The sequence below is a fragment of the Streptomyces broussonetiae genome (assembly GCF_009796285.1).
Taxonomy (GTDB): domain Bacteria; phylum Actinomycetota; class Actinomycetes; order Streptomycetales; family Streptomycetaceae; genus Streptomyces; species Streptomyces broussonetiae.
The window spans coordinates 6,113,050-6,138,077 of the sequence record NZ_CP047020.1; the positions used below are offsets into that span (position 1 = coordinate 6,113,050).

25 protein-coding genes are annotated in these 25,028 nt (G+C 70.9%); 13 read left to right on the forward strand and 12 right to left on the reverse strand.

The features are described 5' to 3' along the window. Positions 1 to 11: 11 nt before the first annotated feature. Entirely contained in the window at positions 12 to 626 is a 615-nt protein-coding gene (locus GQF42_RS28310) for a DUF1003 domain-containing protein (protein ID WP_158924461.1), read from the reverse strand. Next, positions 616 to 1,905, reverse strand: a complete 1,290-nt coding sequence (locus GQF42_RS28315; protein ID WP_158924463.1) for a magnesium transporter MgtE N-terminal domain-containing protein — start codon at positions 1,903 to 1,905, stop codon at positions 616 to 618. The genes GQF42_RS28310 and GQF42_RS28315 overlap by 11 nt, the downstream gene beginning before the upstream one ends. A 269-nt stretch (positions 1,906 to 2,174) precedes the next feature. Here GQF42_RS28315 and GQF42_RS28320 point away from each other — a divergent pair, with 269 nt between their 5' ends. Continuing rightward, on the forward strand, positions 2,175 to 2,882 hold the full coding sequence (locus GQF42_RS28320) for a hypothetical protein (protein WP_158924465.1): 708 nt from the start codon (positions 2,175 to 2,177) through the stop codon (positions 2,880 to 2,882). A gap of 84 nt (positions 2,883 to 2,966) precedes the next feature. Here GQF42_RS28320 and GQF42_RS28325 read toward each other — a convergent pair whose 3' ends face one another. Both GQF42_RS28325 and GQF42_RS28330 read right to left on the reverse strand, forming a co-directional pair. After that, entirely contained in the window at positions 2,967 to 3,509 is a 543-nt protein-coding gene (locus GQF42_RS28325) for a hypothetical protein (protein ID WP_158924467.1), read from the reverse strand. Between the two features lie 52 nt (positions 3,510 to 3,561). After that, positions 3,562 to 4,680: a magnesium and cobalt transport protein CorA gene (locus GQF42_RS28330; RefSeq protein WP_158924469.1), complete on the reverse strand. Its 1,119-nt coding sequence runs from the start codon at positions 4,678 to 4,680 to the stop codon at positions 3,562 to 3,564. A 479-nt stretch (positions 4,681 to 5,159) separates the two neighbouring features. On the opposite strand from GQF42_RS28330, the gene GQF42_RS28335 reads away from it, so the two are divergent. Continuing rightward, on the forward strand, positions 5,160 to 5,744 hold the full coding sequence (locus tag GQF42_RS28335; RefSeq protein WP_158924471.1) for a suppressor of fused domain protein: 585 nt from the start codon (positions 5,160 to 5,162) through the stop codon (positions 5,742 to 5,744). A gap of 40 nt (positions 5,745 to 5,784) precedes the next feature. Here the strand turns inward: GQF42_RS28335 and GQF42_RS28340 are convergent, their stop codons facing one another. After that, positions 5,785 to 7,011 (reverse strand): MFS transporter, encoded by a 1,227-nt coding sequence (locus GQF42_RS28340; RefSeq protein ID WP_158924472.1) that lies wholly within the window; start codon positions 7,009 to 7,011, stop codon positions 5,785 to 5,787. Between the two features lie 157 nt (positions 7,012 to 7,168). Between GQF42_RS28340 and GQF42_RS28345 the strand changes: the two genes are divergently transcribed. From GQF42_RS28345 to GQF42_RS28355, 3 genes are all read left to right on the forward strand, one after another. Next, a complete protein-coding gene (locus GQF42_RS28345; RefSeq protein WP_158924474.1) occupies positions 7,169 to 7,810 on the forward strand; it encodes a DUF6758 family protein in 642 nt (213 codons plus the stop codon). Positions 7,811 to 7,973: 163 nt separating this feature from the next. After that, complete coding sequence (locus GQF42_RS28350) at positions 7,974 to 8,831, forward strand: PHP domain-containing protein (protein WP_158924476.1); 858 nt, start codon at positions 7,974 to 7,976, stop codon at positions 8,829 to 8,831. Positions 8,832 to 8,891: 60 nt separating this feature from the next. Continuing rightward, positions 8,892 to 9,497 carry a MarC family protein gene (locus GQF42_RS28355; RefSeq protein ID WP_158924478.1) on the forward strand — a complete coding sequence of 202 codons (606 nt, stop codon included), beginning with the start codon at positions 8,892 to 8,894 and terminating at the stop codon, positions 9,495 to 9,497. A gap of 45 nt (positions 9,498 to 9,542) precedes the next feature. Here GQF42_RS28355 and GQF42_RS45045 read toward each other — a convergent pair whose 3' ends face one another. Further along, positions 9,543 to 9,695, reverse strand: a complete 153-nt coding sequence (locus tag GQF42_RS45045; protein WP_199272829.1) for a hypothetical protein — start codon at positions 9,693 to 9,695, stop codon at positions 9,543 to 9,545. Between the two features lie 207 nt (positions 9,696 to 9,902). Here GQF42_RS45045 and GQF42_RS28360 point away from each other — a divergent pair, with 207 nt between their 5' ends. The 3 genes from GQF42_RS28360 to GQF42_RS28370 all read left to right on the forward strand — a co-directional run bounded on the left by GQF42_RS28360 (position 9,903) and on the right by GQF42_RS28370 (position 13,253). Then, positions 9,903 to 10,808, forward strand: coding sequence for an NYN domain-containing protein (locus GQF42_RS28360; protein ID WP_158930694.1), 906 nt, complete (start codon positions 9,903 to 9,905; stop codon positions 10,806 to 10,808). A 446-nt stretch (positions 10,809 to 11,254) separates the two neighbouring features. Further along, positions 11,255 to 12,115, forward strand: coding sequence for an MmyB family transcriptional regulator (locus GQF42_RS28365; RefSeq protein WP_158924480.1), 861 nt, complete (start codon positions 11,255 to 11,257; stop codon positions 12,113 to 12,115). An 88-nt stretch (positions 12,116 to 12,203) separates the two neighbouring features. Further along, positions 12,204 to 13,253 (forward strand): beta-ketoacyl-[acyl-carrier-protein] synthase family protein, encoded by a 1,050-nt coding sequence (locus tag GQF42_RS28370; RefSeq protein ID WP_158924482.1) that lies wholly within the window; start codon positions 12,204 to 12,206, stop codon positions 13,251 to 13,253. Here the strand turns inward: GQF42_RS28370 and GQF42_RS28375 are convergent. Both GQF42_RS28375 and GQF42_RS28380 read right to left on the reverse strand, forming a co-directional pair. After that, the gene (locus GQF42_RS28375) at positions 13,250 to 14,152 is read right to left on the reverse strand and encodes an alpha/beta fold hydrolase (RefSeq protein WP_158924484.1); all 903 of its coding nucleotides are present in this window, start codon (positions 14,150 to 14,152) and stop codon (positions 13,250 to 13,252) included. The genes GQF42_RS28370 and GQF42_RS28375 overlap by 4 nt on opposite strands. 157 nt (positions 14,153 to 14,309) lie before the next feature. Next, on the reverse strand, positions 14,310 to 16,997 hold the full coding sequence (locus GQF42_RS28380) for a DEAD/DEAH box helicase (RefSeq protein WP_158924486.1): 2,688 nt from the start codon (positions 16,995 to 16,997) through the stop codon (positions 14,310 to 14,312). Positions 16,998 to 17,503: 506 nt separating this feature from the next. Between GQF42_RS28380 and GQF42_RS28385 the strand changes: the two genes are divergently transcribed. Beyond that, a complete protein-coding gene (locus GQF42_RS28385; protein WP_199272830.1) occupies positions 17,504 to 18,241 on the forward strand; it encodes a ferritin-like fold-containing protein in 738 nt (245 codons plus the stop codon). A 121-nt stretch (positions 18,242 to 18,362) separates the two neighbouring features. On the opposite strand, the gene GQF42_RS28390 is transcribed toward GQF42_RS28385, so the two are convergent. The 4 genes from GQF42_RS28390 to GQF42_RS28405 all read right to left on the reverse strand — a co-directional run bounded on the left by GQF42_RS28390 (position 18,363) and on the right by GQF42_RS28405 (position 20,210). After that, entirely contained in the window at positions 18,363 to 18,629 is a 267-nt protein-coding gene (locus tag GQF42_RS28390) for a hypothetical protein (protein ID WP_158924488.1), read from the reverse strand. A gap of 170 nt (positions 18,630 to 18,799) precedes the next feature. Further along, positions 18,800 to 19,027: a DUF3107 domain-containing protein gene (locus tag GQF42_RS28395; RefSeq protein WP_031163497.1), complete on the reverse strand. Its 228-nt coding sequence runs from the start codon at positions 19,025 to 19,027 to the stop codon at positions 18,800 to 18,802. Positions 19,028 to 19,161: 134 nt separating this feature from the next. Next, positions 19,162 to 19,803 carry a TetR/AcrR family transcriptional regulator gene (locus GQF42_RS28400; protein ID WP_158924490.1) on the reverse strand — a complete coding sequence of 214 codons (642 nt, stop codon included), beginning with the start codon at positions 19,801 to 19,803 and terminating at the stop codon, positions 19,162 to 19,164. 179 nt (positions 19,804 to 19,982) lie between these two features. After that, positions 19,983 to 20,210 (reverse strand): hypothetical protein, encoded by a 228-nt coding sequence (locus tag GQF42_RS28405; RefSeq protein WP_158924492.1) that lies wholly within the window; start codon positions 20,208 to 20,210, stop codon positions 19,983 to 19,985. A gap of 224 nt (positions 20,211 to 20,434) precedes the next feature. Here GQF42_RS28405 and GQF42_RS28410 point away from each other — a divergent pair, with 224 nt between their 5' ends. From GQF42_RS28410 to GQF42_RS28420, 4 genes are all read left to right on the forward strand, one after another. Further along, entirely contained in the window at positions 20,435 to 21,454 is a 1,020-nt protein-coding gene (locus GQF42_RS28410; protein WP_233273494.1) for an alpha/beta fold hydrolase, read from the forward strand. 7 nt (positions 21,455 to 21,461) lie between these two features. Then, positions 21,462 to 22,949, forward strand: a complete 1,488-nt coding sequence (locus tag GQF42_RS28415) for a DUF3152 domain-containing protein (protein ID WP_158924494.1) — start codon at positions 21,462 to 21,464, stop codon at positions 22,947 to 22,949. Positions 22,950 to 23,016: 67 nt separating this feature from the next. Beyond that, positions 23,017 to 23,112, forward strand: a complete 96-nt coding sequence (locus GQF42_RS47320; protein ID WP_325100358.1) for an Ms4533A family Cys-rich leader peptide — start codon at positions 23,017 to 23,019, stop codon at positions 23,110 to 23,112. A gap of 193 nt (positions 23,113 to 23,305) precedes the next feature. Then, on the forward strand, positions 23,306 to 25,024 hold the full coding sequence (locus tag GQF42_RS28420; RefSeq protein ID WP_158924496.1) for an ABC transporter substrate-binding protein: 1,719 nt from the start codon (positions 23,306 to 23,308) through the stop codon (positions 25,022 to 25,024). Positions 25,025 to 25,028: the final 4 nt, after the last annotated feature.

Below are 25,028 nucleotides of genomic sequence, written 5' to 3' on the forward strand. Positions count from 1 at the left end.
CGGGATGCCCTTCAGCGGTCGTCTGTGTCACGTCCCGTGGACCGTTCTGACCGTTCCGCCGGGAATACGACATGACCGTCGTGTCCGTCGGAGCGCCACCGTTCCTCCAGGTCCCTCATCAGGTCCTGCAACTCCGAGCGCATCCAGTCGCGGGTCGCCACCTCGCCGAGGCCCGTGCGCAGCGCGGCGATCTCCCGGGTCAGGTACTCGGTGTCGGCGATCGACCGCTCGTTCTGCTTGCGGTCCTGCTCCAGGTTGACCCGGTCGCGGTCGTCCTGCCGGTTCTGCGCGAGCAGGATCAGCGGGGCCGCGTAGGAGGCCTGCAGGGACAGGGCCAGGGTCAGGAAGATGAACGGGTACTGGTCGAAGCGCAGCACGGCGGGCACGGTGACGTTCCACAGCACCCAGAGGATGATGACGACCGTCATCCAGACGATGAAGCGTCCCGTGCCCAGGAACCGCGCGATCTTCTCCGACAGCCGCCCGAAGGCCTCCGGGTCCCATTCGGGCAGGATCCGGCGCCTGGGCGGGCGCGGCTGGTCCAGACGGGGCGTACGGGGCCGGGTGGCCGCCGTGGCACCCGTCGGGGTGCGCTCGCGGGTGCCGCTCTCGCGCTCAGGAGCCATGCGCGGCCGCCCCCTCTCCCTCGTCCAGGTGGAACTCGGTCTCCCGCCAGTCCTCGGGCAGCATGTGGTCCAGTACGTCGTCCACGGTCACCGCCCCCAGCAGCGACCCGGCCTCGTCCACCACCGGCGCGGCCACCATGTCGTACGTGGCGAAGAACCCGGCGATGACGGGCAGGGCGGCGTCCGGGGCCAGAGTCTGCAGGTCGTCGTCCACGAGCGAGCTGACCAGCGTGTACGGCGGGTCGCGCAGCAGCCGCTGGAAGTGGACGGTGCCCAGGTACCTGCCGGTCGGGGTCTCGTCGGGCGGGCGGCAGACGTAGACCTGGGCGGCGAGCGCGGGGGAGAGGTCGGGGTTGCGGACCCGGGCGAGCGCGTCGGCGACCGTGGCGTCCGGGCGCAGCACGATCGGCTCGGTGGTCATCAGACCTCCTGCCGTGTGCTCCTCGTACGACATCAGACGGCGCATGTCGGCCGCGTCGGCCGGCTGCATCAGGCTCAGCAGCCGTTCCTTGTCCTCCTCCGGCAGCTCGGAGAGCAGGTCGGCCGCGTCGTCGGGGTCCATGGCCTCCAGGACGTCCGCCGCACGCTCCTCCTTGAGCTTGCCGAGGATCTCGATCTGGTCGTCCTCCGGGAGTTCTTCCAGTACGTCGGCGAGGCGGTCGTCGTCGAGCGCGGCGGCGACCTCGGCCCGCCGTTTGGCGGAGAGGTGGTGCAGCACGTTGGCGAGGTCGGCCGGGCGCAGCTGCTCGAAGGTGGCGAGCAGGCTCTCGGCGCCCTGCCCGTGTTCCTCGAGGGAGAAGCCGGTGACGTCCGACCACTCGGCGGTCAGCGTCTCGCCCCTGGCCCGCCGGAAGGCACCGCTCTTCTTCCCCTTGCGGATGAAGACGCGGTCGACCTCCCAGTCCCGGCGGGCGGGCAGCTGCTGCACGGACACGTCGAGGACGGTCGCCTCCTCGCCGGTCTCCACGAGCGTCACGCGCCGGTCCAGCAGCTCCCCGAAGACCAGCCGCTCGGTGGGCCGCTGCTCGAAGCGGCGGACGTTCATGACGCCGGTGGTGATGACCTGTCCGGTCTCGATGCCGGTCACCCGGGTCATGGGCAGGAAGATCCGGCGCCGGGTGGACAGCTCGACGACCAGCCCGAGCACCCGCGGGGGCCGTCGGCCGACGCGCAACATGACGACCAGGTCGCGGACGCGGCCCACCTGGTCGCCGTTGGGATCGAAGACGGGGACCCCGGCGAGGTGTGAGACGAAGATCCGTGGGGCGCCGGCTGCCATGGCTTCAGTCTTCCTTGCTTCCTTTGCCGGTGGATTGCTGTGTGCGCGGGAGTTGTCCGGTGCTGGGGAATTACTCTGATTTGCCCTTTCGGATGCGCTTCAGGCTAGCCCGTACCGGCCGGACACGCGCTGGCGGAGAGTCCGGACGGACTGGCTCCGCCGGGCGGCCGGGGCACCGGTACGCTGCCGTACGCCGCTCAGGACTTGTCAGAAAGGCAGCCTCACCTGTGACTGCGACTCCCCGGGGCCGAATCCGCCGGACCACGCGGATGACCGCGATGTGCGCACTGGCCGTGACAGGGGTGGCGGTGCTGGCGGGATGCGGTGGCGACGATCCGGACGCGGGGACCAACGGGGTGGGCAAGCTGTCCGCCGACGCGATCCAGGAGAGGACGCGGGCGGCGGCGGACACGGCTTCGGCGCTACGGCTGGCCGGGACCGTGGTCACCAGCGGCCGTACGTACCAGCTGGACATGCGGCTGAAGGCCGACGGCGGCACCGGATCGGTGACCTCGCAGGGAGCGACCTTCCAGCTCCTGCGGATCGGTCAGCAGCTCTATCTGAAGGCCGACTCGGACTTCTGGAGCCACGCGGGCGACGGTGGCGGCGGCGACGGCACGGCAGGCAAGCTGAACGGCAAGTACGTCAAGGTGCCGCAGCAGGATCCCGCGTACAAGAAGTTCAGCGGCTTCACCGACAAGTCGGTCCTGCTCGACGGGCTGCTGACGCTGCACGGCTCCCTGGCGACCGACGGCCACCACGACCAGTCGGGCACCCCCACCATCCGCATCACCGGCGACAAGGGCTCCGGCGGCACCCTCGACGTCTCGTTGCAGGGCACGCCGTACCCGCTCCTCCTGTCCCGCGCCGGCGATGCGGGCACGCTCCGTTTCTCGGACTGGGGCAAGGACTTCACCGTGACCGAGCCGGCGAAGGACGACACGGTGGACTACGGCAGGCAGCTGCCGGCGTCGTAGCTCGTTCCCGGCGCCGGGGCGGCGCTCGGCGACGACCGGGGCGGGGGCGGTGCCGACCGGGGCGTGGGCGGTGCCGAACCCGGCTCAGCCCCCGTGGCGCTCCTTCTTCCGCCGCCTGGCAAGAAGCTTGGGCAGCCCCGCCGGAATCGGCTGCCGCGTGGTCGCCGGCGTGGGCACCGGCACCTCGGCCAGGCTGCCCGACGGCAACGGCGCCACGGACCCGTCCGGAGTCAGGCGCAGCACCCGGCACTCGCGGGCCCAGCGGCCCGGCATCTCCTCGCCGTCCGGGGCGTTCAGGCGCTTGCCCTTCAGCTCGGCGACGGCCGTCTCCCAATCGGCCGAGCCCGCGGCCAGTTCGGTCACGGTCGCCGGGAACGTCACCAGCCGGCCGCCCTTGTCCTTGCTGCGCACGGTCACCTCGGCGAGGCCGCCGTCGACCAGCGCCGGCAGCGGCTGCTCCCCGGGCCCGTCGCCGACCAGGCACACCGCGCCCTCGTGCCACACGTGCCACAGTGCGCGCGCGGCCGGAGCGCCGGCGCCCCTGACCCAGACGAGGCCGGACTTCTTCACGCTCTCCTCGATGAGGGCCCGGTCGAAAAGGGCCTGGCCGGGCAGCTCGCTTGTCATGCGCCCAGCCTATCCAGCCGCCCGCACGGCCGGCCGTCCCGTCCGGCCCGGTTCACAGCCAGCCGTTGCGCTTGAGCACACGGTGGATGCCCACACAGGCGGCGACGGTGACGCTCAGGACCAGCGGGTAGCCGTACTTCCAGTGCAGCTCCGGCATGTGGTCGAAGTTCATGCCGTACACACCGGTCACCATCGTCGGTACGGCGATGATCGCGGCCCAGGCGGTGATCTTGCGCATGTCCTCGTTCTGCGCGACGGACGCCTGCGCCAGGTTGGCCTGGAGGATGGAGTTGAGCAGCTCGTCGAAGCTCACGACCTGCTCCTGGACCCGGGCGAGGTGGTCGGCGACGTCCCGGAAGTACTTCTGGATGTCCGGATCGATCAGCCGCATCGGCCGCTCGCTCAGCAGCTGCATGGGCCGCAGCAGCGGGGCCACTGCCCGCTTGAACTCCAGCACCTCGCGCTTGAGCTGGTAGATCCGGGCCGAGTCCACACCGCGCGCGACTCCGCCCCGGCCCGGCGAGAAGACCTCGGTCTCCACCTCGTCGATGTCGTCCTGCACGGCGTCGGCGACCGCGATGTAACCGTCCACGACGTGGTCGGCGATGGAGTGCAGCACGGCCGAGGGGCCCTTGGCCAGCAGCTCCGGGTCGTCCTGGAGGCGGTGGCGCAGCGCCCGCAGCGAGCCCTGGCCGCCGTGCCGGACGGTGATGAAGAAGTCCCGGCCGGTGAAGCACATGACCTCGCCGGTCTCCACGACCTCACTGTTGGCGGTGAGCCGGTCGTGCTCGACGTAGTGGATGGTCTTGAAGACCGTGAACAGCGAGTCGTCGTACCGCTCCAGCTTCGGCCGCTGGTGGGCCTGCACCGCGTCCTCGACGGCCAGCGGGTGCAGCCCGAACTCGCCCGCGATACCGGCGAATTCGGCCTCGGTCGGCTCGTGCAGCCCGATCCAGACGAAGCCGCCGTCGCGCCGTACCTGCCGCATCGCCTCGTGCGGGCTCAGCGGCTTGCCGCTCTCGACCCGGGCGCCGTCGCGGTAGACGGCGCAGTCCACGACGGCCGAGGGGGTGGCGGGGTCACGGGTGGTGTCGTACGAGGCGGCGGTGTCCTTGCGCAGCGAGGGACGGGACGGGCGGACCACGGCGCGCAGGTCGCGGATCATCGACATGGGCAGGCTCCTTCGCAGGCAGGCAGCGAGAGCACACGGCGACGGGTGGAACTACCCGGAATGAGGACGGTCCTGACTGCGGATGTTTGGCACGTCCACAAAGCGGGGAGCACCGCACCGTTGCGGTGGGGACTTCGCTGCTGATGCAGAACTGACGGTGATCAGGCGGATCAGGCAAAGCGAAACGAAGTGCTCTTCCGGATCATCCGGACGGCAGCGCGCACGGGAGGCGGCGGACAGCCAGAGATTCAGCCAGCGACCAGATCAGCGGTCGGAAGAGCGAGTGGTACTACCAGGTCGACTTCGATCCATGACAGCCCCACCTCCTCCGGCCGGTCCCTCGTAAGGGAGTCCCAATCGGCGTCGGGACTTGGAGCGACGCTTGTGCGTGCTGCCCCGAACCACCGGCTCAGAGTAGCAGCCGCCCTCGGTGTCAAGGCGACGCTTTGCCCGCTGCTGACGGGTTCTATGCTCACGGGATGGTTGATGTTCTTCCTCTTGTCGAGGCACGGTTGAGCACTGCGCTGGGTGAACCGGATGCCCGCGCCGCCGTCACCTTCCTCGGTACGGACCGCATCGAGGTGCTCCGTTTCCAGGAGGGGGATCTCCTGCGCTACGCCACCCTCGGCATGTCCCAGCACCCCATGACCGAGCCCACGGCGATGCTCGCCGAGCCGGTCAAGGGTCCCCGTGCCGAGCTGGTCCTCTCCGTCCGCGCGGGCCTCGCCGACACCGACAAGGTGCTGCGGCCGCTGGCCGTCCTGGCCGCGTCCCCGCAGGTGGAGGGTCTGGTCGTGGCTCCCGGCGCCTCCTTGGACACCGGCGACCCGCTGTGGCCCGGCGCTCCCTTCACCTCGGTCCTGGTGGGCGAGCCCGGCGGCCTGGTCGAGGATCTGGAGCTGGACGACCCGATGGATCCCGTACGGTTCCTGCCGCTGCTTCCGATGACCCCGAACGAGGCGGCCTGGAAGCGGGTGCACGGCGCCCAGGCCCTCCAGGAACGCTGGCTGGCGAGCGGGACGGACCTGAGGGATCCCGCCCGCAGATCCGTCCCGCTCGACTGAGCCGACGTGACTGATCTCACCAACGCGGGGCGGGATCCGGTCAGTTGGCGAGGGCGTTGACGCCGTCCTCCGTGGCGTGCGCCACCTCCAGCTCCTCGGCGTCGTGGGTCAGCGCCTCGCGCCGGACGGCGACCACGGCGGCACCCGCCAGGGCGGTGAGCGCCGCGACCACGAACGGGATGTGGATGTCGGTCCACTCCTCGATCTTCGGCGCGAAGTAGGGGGCGGCCGCGGCGGCGAACCAGCGCACGAAGTTGTAGCCCGCGCTCGCCACGGGGCGCGGCGCGTCGGAGACGCCGAGGGCCAGCTCGGTGTAGACGGTGTTGTTCACGCCGATGAAGGCGCCGGACAGGACCGTGCAGACGACGGCCGTGGTGTGGTTGCCGTAGCCGAGGACCAGGACGTCCGCGGCGAGCAGCACCAGGGAGCCGCCGAGCACCTTCAGCGAGCCGAAGCGCGCCTGCATGCGCGGGGCCACGATCACCGAGAAGACGGCGAGCAGCACGCCCCAGGCGAAGAACACCGCGCCCGAGCGGTACGGCGTCATGTCCAGCACGAACGGCGTGAAGGCCAGCACGGTGAAGAACGTGTAGTTGTAGAAGAAGGCGGAGACCGCGGCCGAGGCGAGGCCGCCGTGGCCGAGTGCCCTGATCGGGTCCAGGACCGAGGTCCTGCGGGCCGGCTTCGGCTGCTCCTTCAGGAACGCCGTGATGCACAGGAAGCCGATCGCCATCAGTGTGGCCGTGCCGAAGAAGGGGTAGCGCCAGCTGAGGTTGCCGAGTACCGCGCCGAGCAGCGGACCGCAGGCCATGCCGAGGCCGAGCGCGGACTCGTAGAGCAGGATCGCCGCCGCGCTGCCGCCGGCCGCCGCGCCCACGATCACCGCGAGGGCGGTGGAGACGAACAGGGCGTTGCCCAGACCCCAGCCCGCCCGGAAGCCGACGAGCTGCGCGACCGAGCCGGAGGTGCCGGCCAGGCCCGCGAAGACCACGACGAAGGCGAGGCCGAGCAGCAGGGTCCGGCGGCCCCCGATGCGGCTGGAGACGAAGCCGGTGAGCAGCATCGCGACCGCGGTGATCAGGAAGTACGAGGTGAAGAGCAGGGACACCTGGCTGGTCGTGGCGTGCAGGCCCTGTGCGATGGAGGGCAGGATCGGGTCGACCAGGCCGATGCCCATGAAGGCGACGACGGAGGCGCCGGCCGTGGCCCAGACCGCCTTGGGCTGTCGCAGCAGGCCACCGGCTCCCGCGTCGAATGGGTCGTCCATGCGTCCTCCGCTCTCGAGCAGAATTAGTTGACGTATGCACATAGTAAGTTAGAGCAGCTAATTAATGCAAGATGCACCTAGTTCTGCTTGGTGGGGTTCGGTCCGGACGGGTGATCGTCCTTGACGTGGGCGGGCAGGGGTAGGACCGTGGAGCCCTATGAGGGGCGAACCCAGTTGCCCGAGGTGTGGTGGCCGGGTCAGGGCTCCCGGTCTCTTCGCCGATTCGTGGCAGTGCGATGTGCACGGCACGGTGTATCCGCTGCAGCCCGTGATCCCGCCCAGCGTCGAAGCCCTCGCCGTCGTCGTGCAGCGCACCCAGGTCCCGGTGTGGATGCCCTGGCCGCTGCCGGTCGGCTGGCTCTTCACCGGTGTGGCCTACGCGGGCGACGACCGCAGCGGCGGCCGTGCGACCGCGGTCGCCTGTTCCGGACCCGGCCCGCTCGGCGGGATGGGGGAGCTGATCCTGGTCGCCGAGGAACTCGGCGTCGGCCTCGGCGCGCGGTACGCGGGCATCGACGGCCCGGACCCGGGGTCGTACATGAACATCGAGAAGCCGCCCGAGGTCAAGGTGCTGGCCGCCGGCCGCCCGACCCCCCTCTGGCACGTCTTCCGCACCCCCGAGGACCGCGCGGTCTTCGCCGGCGAGGCGCTCGGCATGTGGCTGTGGGCGGTGATGTGGCCCGAGCAGTCCGGACTGCTGATGTACGACGAACTGGTGCTGACGGATCTGCGCGAGGCGGGGGCGGAGCTGGACCTGGTGCCCTGCGGAGCGCTGTCGCCGCGCTTGCTCCGGCCGTAGCGCCCACTGCCGTGCCGGGTGCCGATGCGGTGCCGGGTGCTGATGCGGGGGCGGATGCGGGTCGCGTCGTGGTTGCTCGCACCGTTCTCCGCGCCCCTCAGGGGGTTGGAAATACCGGTACTATCGAGTGTCCCCCTTTGAATCGTCGGTGTCTGGAGCCCTTGTGCGTATTGATCTGCACTGCCACTCCACGGCCTCCGACGGTACGGACACCCCGGCCGAGCTGGTGCGCAACGCTGCCGCCGCCGGGCTGGACGTCGTCGCGCTGACCGATCACGACACCACGCGCGGGTACGGCGAGGCGATCGCCGCGCTGCCCGAGGGGCTGACGCTGGTCACCGGGGCCGAGCTGTCCTGCCGTGTCGACGGTGTGTCCATGCACATGCTGGCCTACCTCTTCGACCCCGAGGAACCCGCGCTGCTCGCCGAGCGAGAGCTGGTGCGGGACGACCGGGTGCCGCGGGCCCGGGCCATGGTCGCCAAGCTCAACGCGCTCGGTGTGCCGGTCACCTGGGAGCAGGTCGAGCGGATCGCCGCCGGTGGCTCGGTGGGGCGCCCGCACGTCGCGAGCGCGCTGGTCGAGCTGGGCGTCGTTCCGACGGTGAGCGACGCGTTCACCGAGGAGTGGCTGGCCGACGGCGGGCGGGCCTTCGTGGAGAAGCACGAGACCGACCCCTTCGAGGCGATCCGGCTGGTCAAGGGCGCGGGCGGGGTCTGCGTGTTCGCGCACCCGGCCGCCGCCAAGCGTGGCCGGACGGTTTCGCAGACACGCATCGCCGAGCTGGCGGCGGCCGGCCTGGACGGCATCGAGGTCGATCACGTGGACCACGACGCCGATGCGCGCGAGCGGCTGCGGGGCCTTGCGAAGGAGCTGGACCTGCTGGTCACGGGCTCCTCGGACTACCACGGCAGCCGCAAGACCGTGTCGCTGGGCACGTACACGACCGACCCCGAGGTGTACGGGGAGATCACCCGGCGAGCCACTGGCGCGTTCCCGGTGCCGGGAGCCGGTGGAGCCTGAGGCCGGCCGGCCTCACCGACTCACGCCCGTATCACTACTTTCCGCAAGGCCTGCTTCAGCATGTTCGACTTCGCCGTCTTCGGCTCTTTGTTTCTGACCCTTTTTGTCATCATGGATCCCCCCGGGATCACCCCGATCTTCCTCGCCCTGACCGCCGGCCGGCCGGCCAAGGTGCAGAAGCGGATGGCCTTCCAGGCCGTCTGCGTGGCGTTCGGGGTCATCGCCGTCTTCGGCGTCCTGGGCCATCAGATCCTGAACTACCTGCACGTCTCCATCCCCGCGCTGATGATCGCGGGCGGTCTGCTGCTCCTGCTGATCGCGCTCGACCTGCTCACCGGCAAGACGGACGAGCCCAAGCAGACCAAGGACGTGAACGTCGCGCTCGTACCGCTGGGCATGCCGCTGCTCGCCGGGCCCGGTGCGATCGTGTCCGTGATCCTGGCCGTGCAGAAGGCCGGCAGTGTGGCCACGCAGGTCTCGGTGTGGTCCGCGATCCTCGCGATCCACGTCGTGCTGTGGCTGGTGATGCGTTACTCGCTGCTGATCATCCGGGTCATCAAGGACGGCGGCGTCGTCCTCGTGACGCGCCTCGCGGGCATGATGCTCTCCGCGATCGCCGTGCAGCAGATCATCAACGGGATCACTCAAGTGATCCGGGGGAGCTGAGCGACTCGGCTCGGCTCCCCCGGAAGGCCTGAGTGGGGGCTCCCGTTACGAGGCAGGGGCCTCGGCCGGGCGGATCCACAGGCGCTGCCCGACGGCGGCGGCCTGCTGAACGATCCGGTTGACGGAGGCGGCGTCCACGACGGTGCAGTCCACGGTGGTGCCGTCGACCTCGTCGAGTCGCCTGATTTCGAAGCGCACGGGCTTCTCCCTTCGTCTGGTCATCCTCCTGCGGAGAACTACTGGTGCGACGTGCTGTCGTAGGTATCCAACGAGCTTCGTGTTACAAACATTCCCTACGCTAAAGAAATTTTTCGAACAACTAACTACCGGGCGGTAGGCGCCGTCGCCGCGGCCCCCGGCGAACCGACCGGGACCGGTTGTGTCCGCAGCGTGAGCACCGGGACAATGGAACCGATGAACGACGACCTCGTGGCCCTGGGTGCCCGCATCGACCGCACGAACGAGCTGCTGCTGCGCATGCTCGCCGAGGTGGCGAAGACGCCCTCCACCCACGCGATCTTCGTCGATGCGGGCTATCTGTACGCGGCGGCGGGCCGGCTGGTCGCCGGGACCGAGGACCGCCGGGCCTTCGACCTCGACGCCGAGGGGCTGATCGAGGCACTGATCGACAAGGCACGCCAGATCTTCGCGGACAGCCGCCTGCTGCGCGTCTACTGGTACGACGGCGCCCGCCGCCGCATCCACACCGCCGAGCAGCAGTCCATCGCCGAGCTGCCCGATGTCAAGGTCCGCCTCGGCAACCTCAACGCCAACAACCAGCAGAAGGGCGTCGATTCGCTGATCCGCACGGATCTGGAGTCACTGGCCCGGCACCGGGCCATCAGCGACGCGGTGCTTCTCGGTGGCGACGAGGACCTGGTCTCGGCGGTCGAGGCGGCCCAGGGCTACGGCGCCCGGGTCCACCTGTGGGGCATCGAGGCGCCGGAGGGCCGCAACCAGGCCGAGCCCCTGCTCTGGGAGGTCGACAGTCAGCGCACCCTGGATCTGGAGTTCTTCAAGCCCTACGTCTCGCGCCGCACGGCCGTCGCCTACGAGGCCGGCGCCGGGGCCCGGCCCAGCCGTGACGACGTCCGCTTCGTCGGCGCCCAGATCGCGGCGAAATGGCTCGCCTCCCGGGGGCGCGAGGCTCTCGTCGAGCTGCTCCCCGGCCACCCCTACCTGCCCGGCTCCGTCGACCAGGACCTGCTGGTCGAGGCCGAGGGCCTGCTCCAGTACTCCCTGCGCGGCCAGGCGGACCTGCGCCGCTCCCTCAGGGACGGTTTCTGGGAGCACCTGCAGGCGCAGTACTAGCCGGGTACCCGGATGCCAACTCCTGCGTCGGGCACGGCGTTCGCCGCCGGAAACGCGTCGGCGGCCGGTGCCGAGGCCCCTGGTGTGGGGCGGGAGGGCACCGGCCGCAGCCCGGTCGCCGGAGCTGCGCCAGCGCAGTACCGGCGGTGTCCCGGATCCCGCACTGTGCTTCCCTTGCGGGAAGCGGTGAGGGGACCGGTACGTGACCTGGCTTTGTCCCGGTGGCCCCGTTCGCAGATACCGGTCGGTATTTCGAGGATTCCCGGCCGACGCCCGCGAAGGGGTGTGTCCACGTGGTCACCGGAGAGCACACTGGCAGGCCGACGCCACGCACCACCGAGCATGCAGGACACACCTGCACGCTTTCTACGGGAGATCTTTCGGATTAAAGCCGACGCCATTAAATAGACTGACCGACCGTCAACAACGCTGGGGGATCCGCACCAGTGAACAAACGAGCCCTGAAAGCCCTGCTCAAGGACCGACGCGCGCTCATAGCCCCCGAAACCCACGGCCTCACCCGGCCGACCGGGCCCGGACGGCGCGCCCCCGGGCTGTCCCAGCTCCAGGTCGACCAGCTGCTGAACCGGGCCTACGGCACCTACCACCGCCTGGAGTCCGGTACCTATCCCAACGCGCCCGCCGACCTGTTGCGCGACATAGCCCGCCTGTTCGCCCTCAACGAGCAGGAGTGGATCTCACTGTGTCGCTACGCGCGCGGTGAGGACCCGCCCAGCCCGCTCTACGACACCAGCGGCCACGCCGTCCCCTCCGTCTGGGAGGACGCCGTCGCCGGCGTGACCCACCCGGCCTACGTCACCGACGCCTCCTGGAACCTGGTCACCTGCAACGAGCCGTTCCATCGGATCTTCGAGTCCGGACAGGCCCCCGAGAACACCATGCGCTGGATGCTGATCGACGGCCGCGAGCAGCTCACCGACTGGGCGAGCGCCTGGGCGCCGCTCGTCATGCCCCAGCTCCAGGCCGCGCTCGCGCAGCGCCCCGACGACAAGGTCCTCCGGCAGATCGAGCAGGACCTCCTCGACGACCCCCTCGCCCGATCGCTGTACGAGCTGGGTGGCGCCTGGATCCACCCCGACGGCGACGAGCGGCCGATCCGGCACGCGGCCGACGGCTCGGGCTGGGCGAGGATGTGTGTCGCGCAGCCGATGGCGGCCCCCGGGTCACGGTTCACGATCCTCATTTTTCGGCCAGGTCCACGGCGACCGAGTCAGCGTCCCCCCATGCTTCAGGCCGACTGGTCGGGCCCAGGGCCCTCCTCTTTGCCCGAGAGTGACGGACGATGAGAGAGCATGTCCGGGACGGCAGGGAATCGAATCAGCCAACTTTGCCGTACCTTGACCTCCATCAGGTTACGTGTCCTAGGGGGGACCCATGCCCGTCCACATCGCCCGTCCGAGCACCACCCTCGCCGCGCACAAGGTCACCACGGGCGAGATAGCCGACGACATCCGCACCCACCATCCCGACCATCCGCGCCTTGGAGCGATCCTCCGCGTGCTGGGCAACTGCGGTGTCCAGACCCGGTACTTCACCCAGCCGCTGAACTCGCCCACCATCAACGGCACCGCCCCCATCGAGGAACGCGCGCCCAAAGCCTTCGCCGACGCCCTGGTCCTGGCCGAGAGCGCGGCCCGCTCCGCACTCCGGGGCCACGGCCTCGAACCGGGCGACATCACCGGCCTGATCACCGCCCACTCCACCGGCTGGTCGGTACCGAACCTCGACGTCCACCTCGTGGACCGGCTCGGCCTGCGCCCCACCGTCCGCCGTATCGCCCTCACCACCGGGGCCTGCGTGGGAGGCGCCACCGCCCTCGTCCGTGCGATCGAGCAGGCCCTGCTCCACCCCGGCTCCCGCGTCCTCGTCGTCGCCGCCGAAGTCCCCTCCTCGGTGTACAACCACACGGACACCGCCATCGAGCACATGATCTACAAGGCGCTGTTCGGCGACAGTGCGGCCGCCACGATCGTCAGCAGCGACCCCCTCGGCCCCGGCCTCACCATCGAAGGCCCCGACGGCCTCTTCGAGTACGCCCTCCCGGGCTCCCTGCGCTACTACGCCGGCCGCATCGACTCCCACGGCTTCCACTTCGACTCCACCAAGGCCGCCATGGGCGGGGCCAAGACCGTCATGCCCGCGGTCCTCGGGTGGCTCGACGGCCGCGCCGTGACCGTCCCCGTCATACACCCCGGCTCGCGGCCGATCATCCAGGACACCGCAGCCGCGCTCGGCCTCGCCGACGACGACGCCCAGCACTCCCTCGACACCCTGTGGGAAGAGGGCAACCTCGGTGGCGTATCGGTTCTCCGCGTTCTCGAGCGCACCCACGACAAGCCCCCGACGGCCGGTGAGAAGGCCCTGATCGTCGCCTACGGCCCCGGCTTCAGCGTCTCCGCCGTCCACGCCACCTGGACCGCCTAGCGGTGCACCGGCGCCGGGTGGGCGGAGGCGTCGTCCCAGAAGTCGGCGAGCGCGTGGGCGGTGGCGCGCGGCCGGTCGGTGTTGGGTGAGTGCTCGGCGCGCGCGATGACCGTGCGCCGCGCCCGCAGCCGTACCGCCATGTCGTCCAGCAGGGGCAGCGGCCAGGTGTCGTCCCTGTCGCCCGACAGGACATGGAACGGCAGTGGTACGGCGGCCAGTTCGGCGATCCGGTCCGGCTCCGTGCACAACTGGTGCCCTGTGGCGACGAGTTGGGCCGGTTGGGTGCCCAGCCAGCGGCGCCGCAGGTCGTCCCGGTCGTCCAGCCCGCCGTCGAGCGCGGCCGTCTCGGTCTCCTCGGGCGTCTCCATGGCCTGGATCGCCTCCCAGACCGCCGCCATGTCCATCACCGCGAGCGCGTCCCGCAGCAGCTTGACGCGCTGCTGCTGGGATTCCGAGATGTGCGCCGGGCCTGAGGCCATCAGGGTGAGCGAGCGAAAGGGCATGTGGTCGAGCAGCACGGCCGCGCGCGAGATCAGCCCGCCGAGCGAGTGCCCCAGCAGGTGCACCGGCGCTCCCGCCCCGACCGCCTCCGCCTGGGCGAGCACGTCGCGCGCCAACTCCTCCTGCGCATAGGCGGATTCGTCGGCCTCGGGCCCGTCCGACTCGAACTGGCCACGCCCGTCCACGGCCACGGTCCGGTACCCGCGCAGCGCGAGCGGCACATGCAGCGGATTGAAGTCCTCCTTGCTCCCGGTGAACCCCGGAAGCAACAGCGCCACGCCCTTGGGCTCGACCCCGTCGGCCACGGGAGCGTCGACGACGGCGAACTCCCCACGCGCGGTGGGCAGCGCGTACGCGCGGGCGCCGGGGGGCGGGACGAAGGTGGCGGGCCTGCTCATGGGAAGAGGCTATCGGGCGGGGCCAGGGACAGAAGGATCGGGCGGCGGCCGACGGTCTTCTCAGTCTCCTCGGCGCAGCAGGCGCTCTCGCGTGCCCAACGCGCGACGGCCCGGCCCACGGGTGTGGGCCGGGCCGTCGGTGACGGGTGCTGCCGGATCAGCCTTCGACGGCCTCGACGGCCTCGACGACCGCGGCGGCCTTGCGGGTCCGACGCCGCGGCTTGGCCTCCGGCTCCTCGGCGGCCTGCGCCGGAATCTCCGGAGCAACGGCCGCGGCCTTGCGCGTCCGCCGCACCTTGGGCGCGGCCACCTCGGCAGCGCCGTCCACCTCGACGGCGGCGGCCGTCTTGCGCGTGCGGCGCGGCTTGGTCGCGGGGGCGGCCTCGTCCGTGCCGTCGGGCGCGGTGGCGGCCGTCTTGCGGGCCCGGCGGGGCTTGGCCTCCGTGCCTTCCGCCGTGTCGGCGGCGGTTTCGGCGGTGGCAGCTGTCTTGCGGGTCCGGCGGGGCTTGGCCTCGGCCTCGGGGGCCTCGGTCGTCTCCGGTGCCGCGGCGGCCGTCTTGCGCGTGCGGCGGGGCTTGGCCTCCGTGGCCTCCGCCGTGTCGGCGGCGGTTTCGGCGGTGGCGGCCGTCTTGCGGGTCCGGCGGGGCTTGGCCTCGGCCTCGGTCTCCGGGGCCTCGGCGGTTGCCGCGGTCTTGCGGGTCCGACGGGGCTTGGCCTCCGCGCCTTCCGCCGTCTCTACGGCGGTTTCGGCGGCGGCAGCTGTCTTGCGCGTACGGCGGGGCTTGGCCTCCGCGCCTTCCGCCGTCTCTACGGCGGTTTCGGCGGCGGCAGCTGTCTTGCGCGTACGGCGGGGCTTGGCCTCCGTGGCCTCCGCCGTGTCGGCGGCGGTTTCGGCGGCGGCGGCCGTCTTGCGGGTCCGGCGCGGCTTGACCTCGGCCTCGGCCTCCGGGGCCCCGACGGTCTCGACGGCAGCGGCGGCGGTCTTCCGGGTCCGGCGCGGCTTCGCCGCGGGGGCGGACTCGGCCGTGTTGTCTGCGTTCCCGGCGTTCCCGGCGTTCCCGGCGTTCTCGGCCGTGGCGACGGCCGACTCGGCGGCGGACGCGGCCGTCTTGCGCGTACGGCGGCGAGGCTTCGCCTCCGGTGCTTCCACCGTCACCGGGTCCGACGCGGCCACGGTCTGCGCCACCGTCACCGGCGTCTCGGCCGCCGGCTCGGCGACAGGCGCCGTTTGAGCCGTCACGACGGCCGGCTCGGCCGACTTGCGGGTGCGGCGCCGACGCGGCTTCTCCAGGGTGTCCGGCGCGGCCGGAACCTCGGCCGGGGCCACGGCCTCGACCACGGTCTCGGCGGCCGGGGCCACCGTCTCGACCACGGTCTCGGCGGCCGGAACCGGCTGCGCAGGTGCCCCGCTGCGCGTACGGCGACGGCGGCGCAGGGTGCGCGGCGCCGACGCGGAGTCCTCCGCCGAGCCGGACTCGGCGGCCGGAGCCGTCGTGGCGGCCGGTGCGGCAGGAGCGGCGGCGTCCAGCGCGGTGCCACCGCGCGTGCGGCGGCGACGGCGCGGCGTACGGGACGGACGCTCACGCTCGGCCGGCGCGGCACCGGAGTCGGCGCGACCGCCCCGGCCCCCGCGACCGCGTGCACCGCGGCCGCCGGTCTCGCCCAGGTCCTCCAGCTCCTCGGCGTCCAGACCCGCGCGGGTCCGCTCCGCGCGCGGCAGGACGCCCTTCGTGCCCTCGGGGATGCCGAGGTCGGAGAACAGGTGCGGGGAGCTGGAGTACGTCTCCACCGGGTCGTTGAAGTCCAGCTCCAGCGCCTTGTTGATCAGCTGCCAGCGCGGGATGTCGTCCCAGTCGACGAACGTGATCGCCGTACCCTTGGCGCCCGCGCGGCCGGTGCGGCCGACCCGGTGCAGGTACGTCTTCTCGTCCTCGGGGGACTGGTAGTTGATGACGTGGGTCACGCCCTCGACGTCGATACCGCGAGCGGCGACGTCGGTGCAGACCAGGACGTCGACCTTGCCGTTGCGGAAGGCCCGCAGGGCCTGCTCGCGGGCGCCCTGGCCCAGGTCGCCGTGGACCGCGCCGGAGGCGAACCCACGGCGCTGGAGCTGCTCGGCGATGTCGGCGGCCGTGCGCTTCGTACGGCAGAAGATCATCGCCAGTCCGCGGCCCTCGGCCTGCAGGATGCGGGCGACCATCTCCGGCTTGTCCATGTTGTGCGCGCGGTAGACGAACTGCTTGATGTTCGCGACCGTCGCGCCCTCGTCGTCCGGCGCGGTGGCACGGATGTGCGTGGGCCGGGACATGTAGCGGCGCGCGAGGCCGATGACCGCACCCGGCATGGTGGCCGAGAACAGCATGGTCTGACGCTTGACCGGCAGCATGTCGATGATCTTCTCGACGTCGGGCAGGAAGCCCAGGTCGAGCATCTCGTCGGCCTCGTCGAGGACCAGGCACTTGACGTGCTTCAGGTTCAGCTTCTTCTGGCCCGCGAGGTCGAGCAGACGGCCCGGGGTGCCGACGACCACGTCGACGCCCTTCTTGAGTGCCTCGACCTGCGGCTCGTAGGCCCGGCCGCCGTAGATCGCGGTCACGCGCACGTTACGGACCTTGCCGGCCGTCAGCAGGTCGTTGGTGACCTGGGTGCACAGCTCGCGCGTGGGGACGACGACGAGCGCCTGCGGGGCGTCCGTGAGGGCCTCGGGAGCGGCGCGGCCGGCCTCGACGTCGGCGGGGACGGTGACCCGCTCGAGGAGCGGGAGACCGAAGCCCAGCGTCTTGCCGGTGCCGGTCTTGGCCTGGCCGATGACGTCCGTGCCGGAAAGGGCGACCGGGAGCGTCATCTCCTGGATGGGGAAGGGGGTGATGATGCCGACGGCCTCCAGGGCCTCGGCGGTCTCGGGAAGGATTCCGAGTTCTCGAAACGTCGTAGTCAGGGTGCTGCCTCTTCTGTGTGGCGCGGTGCGAGGCGAGCGCGGGGGTCATGTCTGACCGTGCCGGGGACGTCGGCTAGCCGTACGGGCGAACCACTCGGGCAAGCCGTAAGACACGGGACCTCTGCCGACGCTCTAGCGCTCGTACCGCTGAGGGTGTCCCTCCGGTCGTCGTACGTACTGAGCCGCACGGCCAGGGAGGGCTGTCGGGTCGGAGCCGATCGGGCCACCGACCGGGCATCCTCATGCGTGCGCCCTGTCGGGAGACGTCGAACACCGTCGACGCACTCTGGCAGGCGCATTACCACCATACCCCGGATTGGCGCACACGCGATGGCCGATTTGGTCACGTAGTCGTGGTCACACTGATCGACTGGGCGCTTCCGGGGCGGCGCGAGCGGGCTATTGTGCGCCTCATGACTAGCTCTGACAAGCCTGACAACGACTCCGTCGCACCCACGGGCATCGCTGCCAAGGACTGGACGCAGGCCTCCGCCGACCCGCAGTACCGCGCCGCGGTCGTGGACCTGCTCGGTGCGCTCGCGTACGGGGAGCTGGCGGCGTTCGAGCGGCTCGCGGAGGACGCCAAGCTGGCGCCGACCCTCTCGGACAAGGCGGAGCTGGCGAAGATGGCCTCGGCGGAGTTCCACCACTTCGAGCGCCTGCGGGACCGGCTGACCGAGATCGGCGAGGAGCCGACGGCCGCCATGGACCCGTTCGTCGCCGCACTCGACGGGTTCCACCGGCAGACCGCGCCCTCGGACTGGCTGGAGGGCCTGGTCAAGGCGTACGTCGGCGACTCGATCGCGAGCGACTTCTACCGGGAGGTCGCGGCCCGGCTCGACTCCGACACCCGCGAGCTGGTCCTCGCCGTCCTCGACGACACCGGGCACGCCGGGTTCGCGGTGGAGAAGGTGCGGGCCGCCATCGACGCCGAGCCGCGCGTGGGGGGCCGGCTGGCGCTGTGGGCGCGACGGCTGATGGGCGAGGCGCTGTCGCAGTCCCAGCGGGTGGTCGCCGACCGGGACGCGCTGTCGACGATGCTCGTGGGCGGGGTCGCCGACGGGTTCGATCTCGCGGAGGTCGGGAGGATGTTCTCGCGGATCACCGAGGCGCACACGAAGCGGATGGCTGCGCTGGGCCTCGCGGCCTGAGAGACGGTACGCCCCGTGGGGGCGGGTGCTGTCGTCGCGCGGCTGCGGGTCCGTCGTGGTTGCTCGCGCAGTTCCCCGCGCCCCTCGGGGCGCTTTCTGCTTCTATGCCGTGGCTGATCTTCTATGCCGTGGCTGATCGGCGCAGCCTGCCTGCCGGGCGGAGCAGGAGGGACAGGGACGCCGCCGAGATGACCGCGGCTCCCACGAGGCTCAGCCAGGCGACGCCGGGGCCGAGTGCGGTGTGGGTGACGAAGTCGCCGAAGAGGGCTCCGGCGATGCCCGTCGAGAACACCAGCGGGCGGGCCGGCAGACGGTGGGACAGGCGGTGCACCGCCGCCCAGGCGAGTGCGAGACCGAGCACAGCGGATCCGAGCGCTTCAAGAATCATCTCGAGGTCCCTCCCACGGCACGTCTGCCCTTGACGGTCGTAGCCCGTCATACCCGTGACCTGCGGACTGCAACCCTCCGCTGTGCGGGACTTGTGCTCCGTCCGTGTGCACAATCCACACAGAAGGGCCCGGCGGCACTCGGCCGCCGGGCCCTTCTTGCGAGGTCGGCCTACAGCGTGCCGAATCCCACCTTGCGCACGGTCGGCTCGCCGATCTCCACGTACGCCAGGCGGTCCGTCGGCACCAGGACCTTGCGGCCCTTCTCGTCCTGAAGGCTCAGCAGCTGCGTCTTTCCGGCCAGCGCGTCGCTCACCAGGCGCTCGACCTCCTCGACGCTCTGACCGCTCTCCAGAACGATCTCGCGGGGCGCGTACTGCACGCCGATCTTGACCTCCACGGCTATGTCCCTCCGACGGTCAGTGATGTGCGCGATCTTCCGCGCCGTACGCAGCACACATTAGCCCGGTGAGGGGACGTACACGCTGCTGGCAGGAACGCCAACAGCGAACAGCCTCCGGGAACAAACGACCGTCAGTGGTGTTCGGTGCCGTGCAGCGGGAATCCGGCGATGCCTCGCCAGGCCAGCGAGGCCAGCAGCTGCACCGCCTGGTCGCGCGGGACACTGCGGTCGCTGTGCAGCCAGGAACGGGCCACCACCTGGGCGAGGCCGCCGAGCCCGGAGGCGAGCAGCATCGACTCCGCGCGTGAGAGACCGGTGTCCTCCGCGATGACCTCGCAGATCGCCTCGGCGCAGTCGTTCGTGACCTTGTCGACGCGCTCGCGCACCGCGGGCTCGTTCGTCAGGTCCGACTCGAAGACCAGCCGGAAGGCGCCGCCGTCGTCCTCGACGTAGGCGAAATAGGCGTCCATGGTGGCTCGCACGCGCTGCTTGTTGTCCGTCGTGGACGCGAGCGCGGTGCGCACGGACTGGATCAGGGACTCGCAGTGCTGGTCCAGCAGGGCGAGGTACAGGTCGAGCTTGCCCGGGAAGTGCTGGTACAGGACCGGCTTGCTCACACCGGCCCGCTCGGCGATGTCGTCCATCGCCGCCGCGTGGTAGCCCTGCGCGACGAAGACCTCCTGGGCGGCGCCCAGCAACTGGTTCCGCCGGGCTCGGCGCGGCAGACGGGTGCCACGTGGGCGTGCCGCCTCAGTTTGCTCGATGGCTGTCACGCCGCCTCCCAAAGTCGTCCACATGCGGTGTCGGCCGCGCGGCCATCGTACTTTTCGGTAACCGTGGTGTGCGCGGTGCGAGCGCAGAATTTCATGTACCGGACGGTGGCGAAAGCCGCGATCGCTCTCTGATCAGCCCCTTGCCCGGCCGCAGGAGCCGGCCGGGCGGTCCGCCGGGGTCAGCGGTAGTCGTCCTCGTCGAGCGTGACCACATGTGCCTGTTCGAGCTGATCGGCCTCGTTCGCGGCCCGGTCCGGGTCCACTTCCGTCAGGGGGTCGTCGCGCTGCGGCGCGAGGTCGGTGTGCTGCTCGGCGGCGTCCACCTCGGGGGCCTCGACATCGAGTTCCGCGGCCGTCTCGCTCTCCAGGTAGTCGGTCGTGTAGGGCTCTGTGGGGTCATGGGGCATGGTGGGCTCCCTTCCTACGAAAGTCCCCGGAAGCAGCAGGGCAGCAGGGGCCACATTCGGGTGCCCTGTGTACGAGCCTAGGAGAGAGCCGAACCGGACGCCATGCCATGACGCCCGTTCGCCTCCCGTTTCACCGGACACGCCCGGCTCACACGGTGACGACGTCCTCACGCTGTGACGGCGAACACATGAACCTCGACGTGATCACCTCGTAACATTGCCGCATGTCCTCGACCGAGTCGCCGTCCGTGCCGGCCGCCAGCGTGCTTCCGAAGGTGGCGCCCGTACGGGTCGGCGAAGGCGAGCGGCTGCGGTCCGTGGGCCTGCCCGGCGTCACCCTGTCGATCCGTTCCCGCCGCCCGGCGCGCGAGGGCCTGCCGCCCGCGCTGTACGTCCACGGGCTCGGCGGTTCGTCGCAGAACTGGTCGGAGCTGATGGCCCAGCTGGACGGCGCCGTCGACAGCGAGGCGCTCGACCTGCCGGGCTTCGGCGACTCCCCGCCACCGGACGACGGCGACTACTCCGTCACCGGGCACGCGCGCGCGGTGATCCGCCATCTCGACGCGGCGGGCCGGGGCCCGGTCCACCTGTTCGGCAACTCGCTGGGCGGCGCGGTCACCACGCGCGTGGCCGCCGTACGCCCCGACCTCGTCCGTACGCTCACGCTGGTCTCGCCCGCCCTGCCCGAGCTGCGCATCCAGCGCACGGCGGCGCCGACCGCACTGCTCGGCGTGCCCGGTGTCGCCGCCCTGTTCACCCGGCTGACCAAGGAGTGGACGGCCGAGCAGCGCGTACGCGGGGTCCTGGGCCTGTGCTACGGCGACCCCGCGCGCGTGTCGTCGGAGGCCTTCCAGTACGCCGTCGAGGAACTGGAGCGGCGGTTGCAGCTGCCGTACTTCTGGGACGCGATGGCCCGCTCCGCGCGCGGGATCGTCAACGCCTACACGCTCGGCGGGCAGCACGGGCTGTGGCGCCAGGCCGAGCGCGTGCTCGCGCCGACCCTGCTCATCTACGGAGGCCGCGACCAACTCGTCGCCTTCCGCATGGCCCGCAAGGCCGCCCACTCCTTTCGTGACTCCCGCCTGTTGTCCCTGCCGGACGCCGGGCACGTGGCGATGATGGAGTACCCGGAGGTGGTGGCCGCAGCGTTCCGGGAACTGCTGTCCGACACCGCGCAGGCCGGTACGGGCGCCACGCGCGCGTCCGGCGTGGACGGCGTGACCGTCCCGGGCGCGGGGAGCTGAGGCCCGCGTGGGACGCCACAGCCGCCGCGGACCGGCCCCCAAGGGCGAGGCCGCGGACGTAGCCGCCAGGCGCGTGGAGCGGGCAGAGCAAGCAGGGCGGGTGGAGCGGGCAGGGCAAGAGGGGCAACAGGAGCGGGCGGAACGGCGGGGTACACCCGCGCGTGGGGTCCCGCGGCTTGCGGAGGGCGCACTCCCGGGCGAGGTGCCCAGGCATCCGGACGGCACACCCGCGCAAGGCGTGCCCGGGCCGCCCGACGGCACGCCCGCACGTGGTGTGCCGACGCCGTCCGACGGCACTCCCGCTCACGAGGTGCCGCACTTCCGTGCGGGTGCACCCGTGCGTGGCGGCCATCCCGAGCAGCGGGAACGCGGGGGTGGCTGGGGGGAGTTCGCGGGGCGGTCCGGTCCCGGCGGCGGTCCCGGTGTCGTGCTTCCGCGGCAGCGACAGGCAGGGCAGGTGGGGCAGGCGGGCCCGGCAGGCCCGGCAGGCGGGCCCCGGCAGGAGTACCTCGACGCCTTCGGCGCGACCGGTGACGGCGGCGCGGGCCTCGAGGACGACGTCGACGTCTTCGCGCCCCGCGCGCGTGGGCCGCGCCGCAGCGACACACGGCCGGCCGGCACCGAGACGCAGTCGCCGCAGGCGGCGCCCGAGGCGGACGGCAACGAGAAGCCTCCCGCCGGGCTGCCCGCGCAGCGCTCGGGCGGCAAGGGGCGGGCCTTCACCGGTGTCGCGGCGGCCGCCGTCACCACCGTGCTCGCGGTGGTCGTCGCCGGACAGGTGACCGAGGGGCGGCGCGACGACGGCGCCGCACAGTCGCGCTCAGCCCCCGACCAGGCTCGTGACGCACGCACTCCGGGGGAGTCGGCGCCCTCCGCCTCGGCGAGCGCGGTGGCACTGACGTACGAGCAGGCGATGGGCCGGAAGTACCCGCTCGGCGCCACGCTGAAGGGCTCGGGGAAGTTCGACGCCGTGCCCGGGTTCGACAAGGCGCCGGGCGCCGGGCGCAAGTACACCTACCGCGTGGACGTCGAGCAGGGGCTGGGGCTGGACGGCAGGCTGTTCGCCGAGGCCGTGCAGAAGACCCTGAACGACGACCGCAGTTGGGCCCACGGCGGTGCCCGTACCTTCGAGCGGATCTCCTCCGGCAAGCCCGACTTCGTGATCACGCTGGCCAGCCCCGGTACGACCGCCGCCTGGTGCTCGAAGTCCGGGCTGGACACCACCGAAGACAACGTCTCCTGCGACTCGGCGTCCACCGAACGAGTGATGATCAACGCATACAGGTGGGCCCAGGGCAGCAAGACATATGGGGACAAGATCTACCCCTACCGGCAGATGTTGATCAACCATGAAGTCGGCCACCGGCTCGGCTACGGCCATGTGGCGTGCCAGAAGAGCGGCGAACTCGCCCCCGTCATGCAACAGCAGACCAAGTTCCTCGACCATGACGGAATCCACTGTCTGCCCAATCCATGGCCGTATCCCGGGAGTTGACGGCAGTCGCCTCGGGAGCGCTTATGTCACATTGACATGAGTCGCAAGTTCGTTCATATTTCTGCGCATGTGGTCTAGTCATGCCGCCCACGGGAGCGCCGCCATCGAGCTGGCGCTCATCGGCGTGACCGCACTTTGCGTGGCCGACATCCACTGTCGCTGACGCCGCCTCCTCGGCGTTCGCGTCGCGACTCTTCTTTTTCCTTCTGCGTCCGTACCCCTGGTACGGGCTTTTCGACGACCCGGCGCCGAGGCCGACGTCTGCTCGCAGGCGTCTCATTTCTCGTCCACATGTCTCACTCTTCGAGAAATCCTCGATCAGAGCCCGATCAGTTCCCCGAGAGGTCGTCATTCCGATGCGTCAACCGTCCGTCATAGCGCGCCGCGTGGCCGCGGCATCCGTCAGCCTGGTCGTGGCAGCGGGCGCCGCCGCCTGCGGCCCGAAGGACAACGATGCCAAGGGTTCCGGTGGCGACTCCACGCCCCACAAGGGCGGCACCCTGACGGTGCTGAACTCCCAGCCGCAGACCGACTTCGACCCCGCCCGCCTCTACACCTCCGGCGGCGGCAACGTTCCCTCGCTGGTCTTCCGCACCCTCACCACGCGCAACCGCGAGAACGGTGCGGCCGGCGCCAAGGTCGTCCCCGACCTCGCCACCGACACCGGGCGCCCCAGCAAGGACGCGACCGTGTGGACGTACACCCTGAAGAAGGGGCTCACGTACGAGGACGGCACGCCGATCACCTCGGCCGACATCAAGTACGGCATCGAGCGCTCCTTCGCCCCCGAACTGTCCGGCGGCGCCCCCTACCTGCGGGACTGGCTGGTCGGTGCCGCCGACTACCAGGGGCCGTACAAGGACAAGAAGGGGCTCCCGGCGATCGAGACGCCGGACTCCCGGACCATCGTCTTCCACCTGAACAAGCCCGAGGGCGAGTTCCCGTTCCTGGCCACGCAGACGCAGTTCGCCCCGGTGCCCAGGAGCAAGGACACCGGCACCAAGTACGAGGAGCACCCGGTCTCGTCCGGCCCGTACAAGGTCGTCAAGAACGAGAACGACGGCGAGCACGTCGTCCTCACGCGCAACACGTACTGGTCCGCGGCCACCGACGACGAGCGCAAGGCCTACCCGGACACCATCGACGTCCGCTCCGGCCTCGACTCCTCCGTGATCAACCAGCGGCTGTCCGCGTCCCAGGGCGCGGACTCGGCCGCGGTCACCACGGACACCAACCTCGGCCCGGCCGAACTCGCCAAGGTCAGCGGCGACAGGGACCTCGCCGCGCGCGTGGGCACCGGACACTTCGGCTACACGAACTACATCGCGTTCAACCCCACCGTGAAGCCGTTCGACAACCCCAAGGTGCGCCAGGCGATCGCCTATGCCGTCGACCGGTCCTCGGTGGTCAACGCCGCCGGGGGCAGCGCGCTCGCCGAGCCCGCGACCACCTTCCTGCCCAACCAGAAGTCCTTCGGCTACACGCCCTACGACCCGTTCCCGGCCGGCGCCACCGGCAACCCGGCCAAGGCCAAGGAACTGCTCGCGCAGGCCGGCTACAAGAACGGGCTCACCATCACGCTGACCCACTCCAACGCCAAGGACTTCGAGACCAGCCCGGAGATCGCGACCGCCGTCCAGGACGCGCTCAAGAAGGCCGGCGTCACGGTCAAGCTGCAGGGGCTGGAGGACAACGACTACCGGGACACGATCCACAGCGTGAAGACCGAGCCCGGCTTCTTCCTCGCCCACTGGGGTGCCGACTGGCCCTCCGGCGGTCCCTTCCTCGCCCCGATCTTCGACGGCCGCCAGATCGTCAAGGACGGCGCGAACTTCAACACGGGTCTGCTCAATGACAAGTCGGTCAATGACGAGATTGACGCGATCAACAAGTTGACCAACCTTGACGCTGCTGCCAAGCGGTGGGGTGCACTGGACCAGAAGATCGGTGAGCAGGCCCTCGTCGTGCCGCTGTTCCACCCCGTCTACAAGCGCCTGTACGGCAAGGACGTCAAGAACATCGTCATCAGCGACTGGACCGGCGTCCTCGACATCTCCCAGGTCGCGGTGAAGTAGCGCC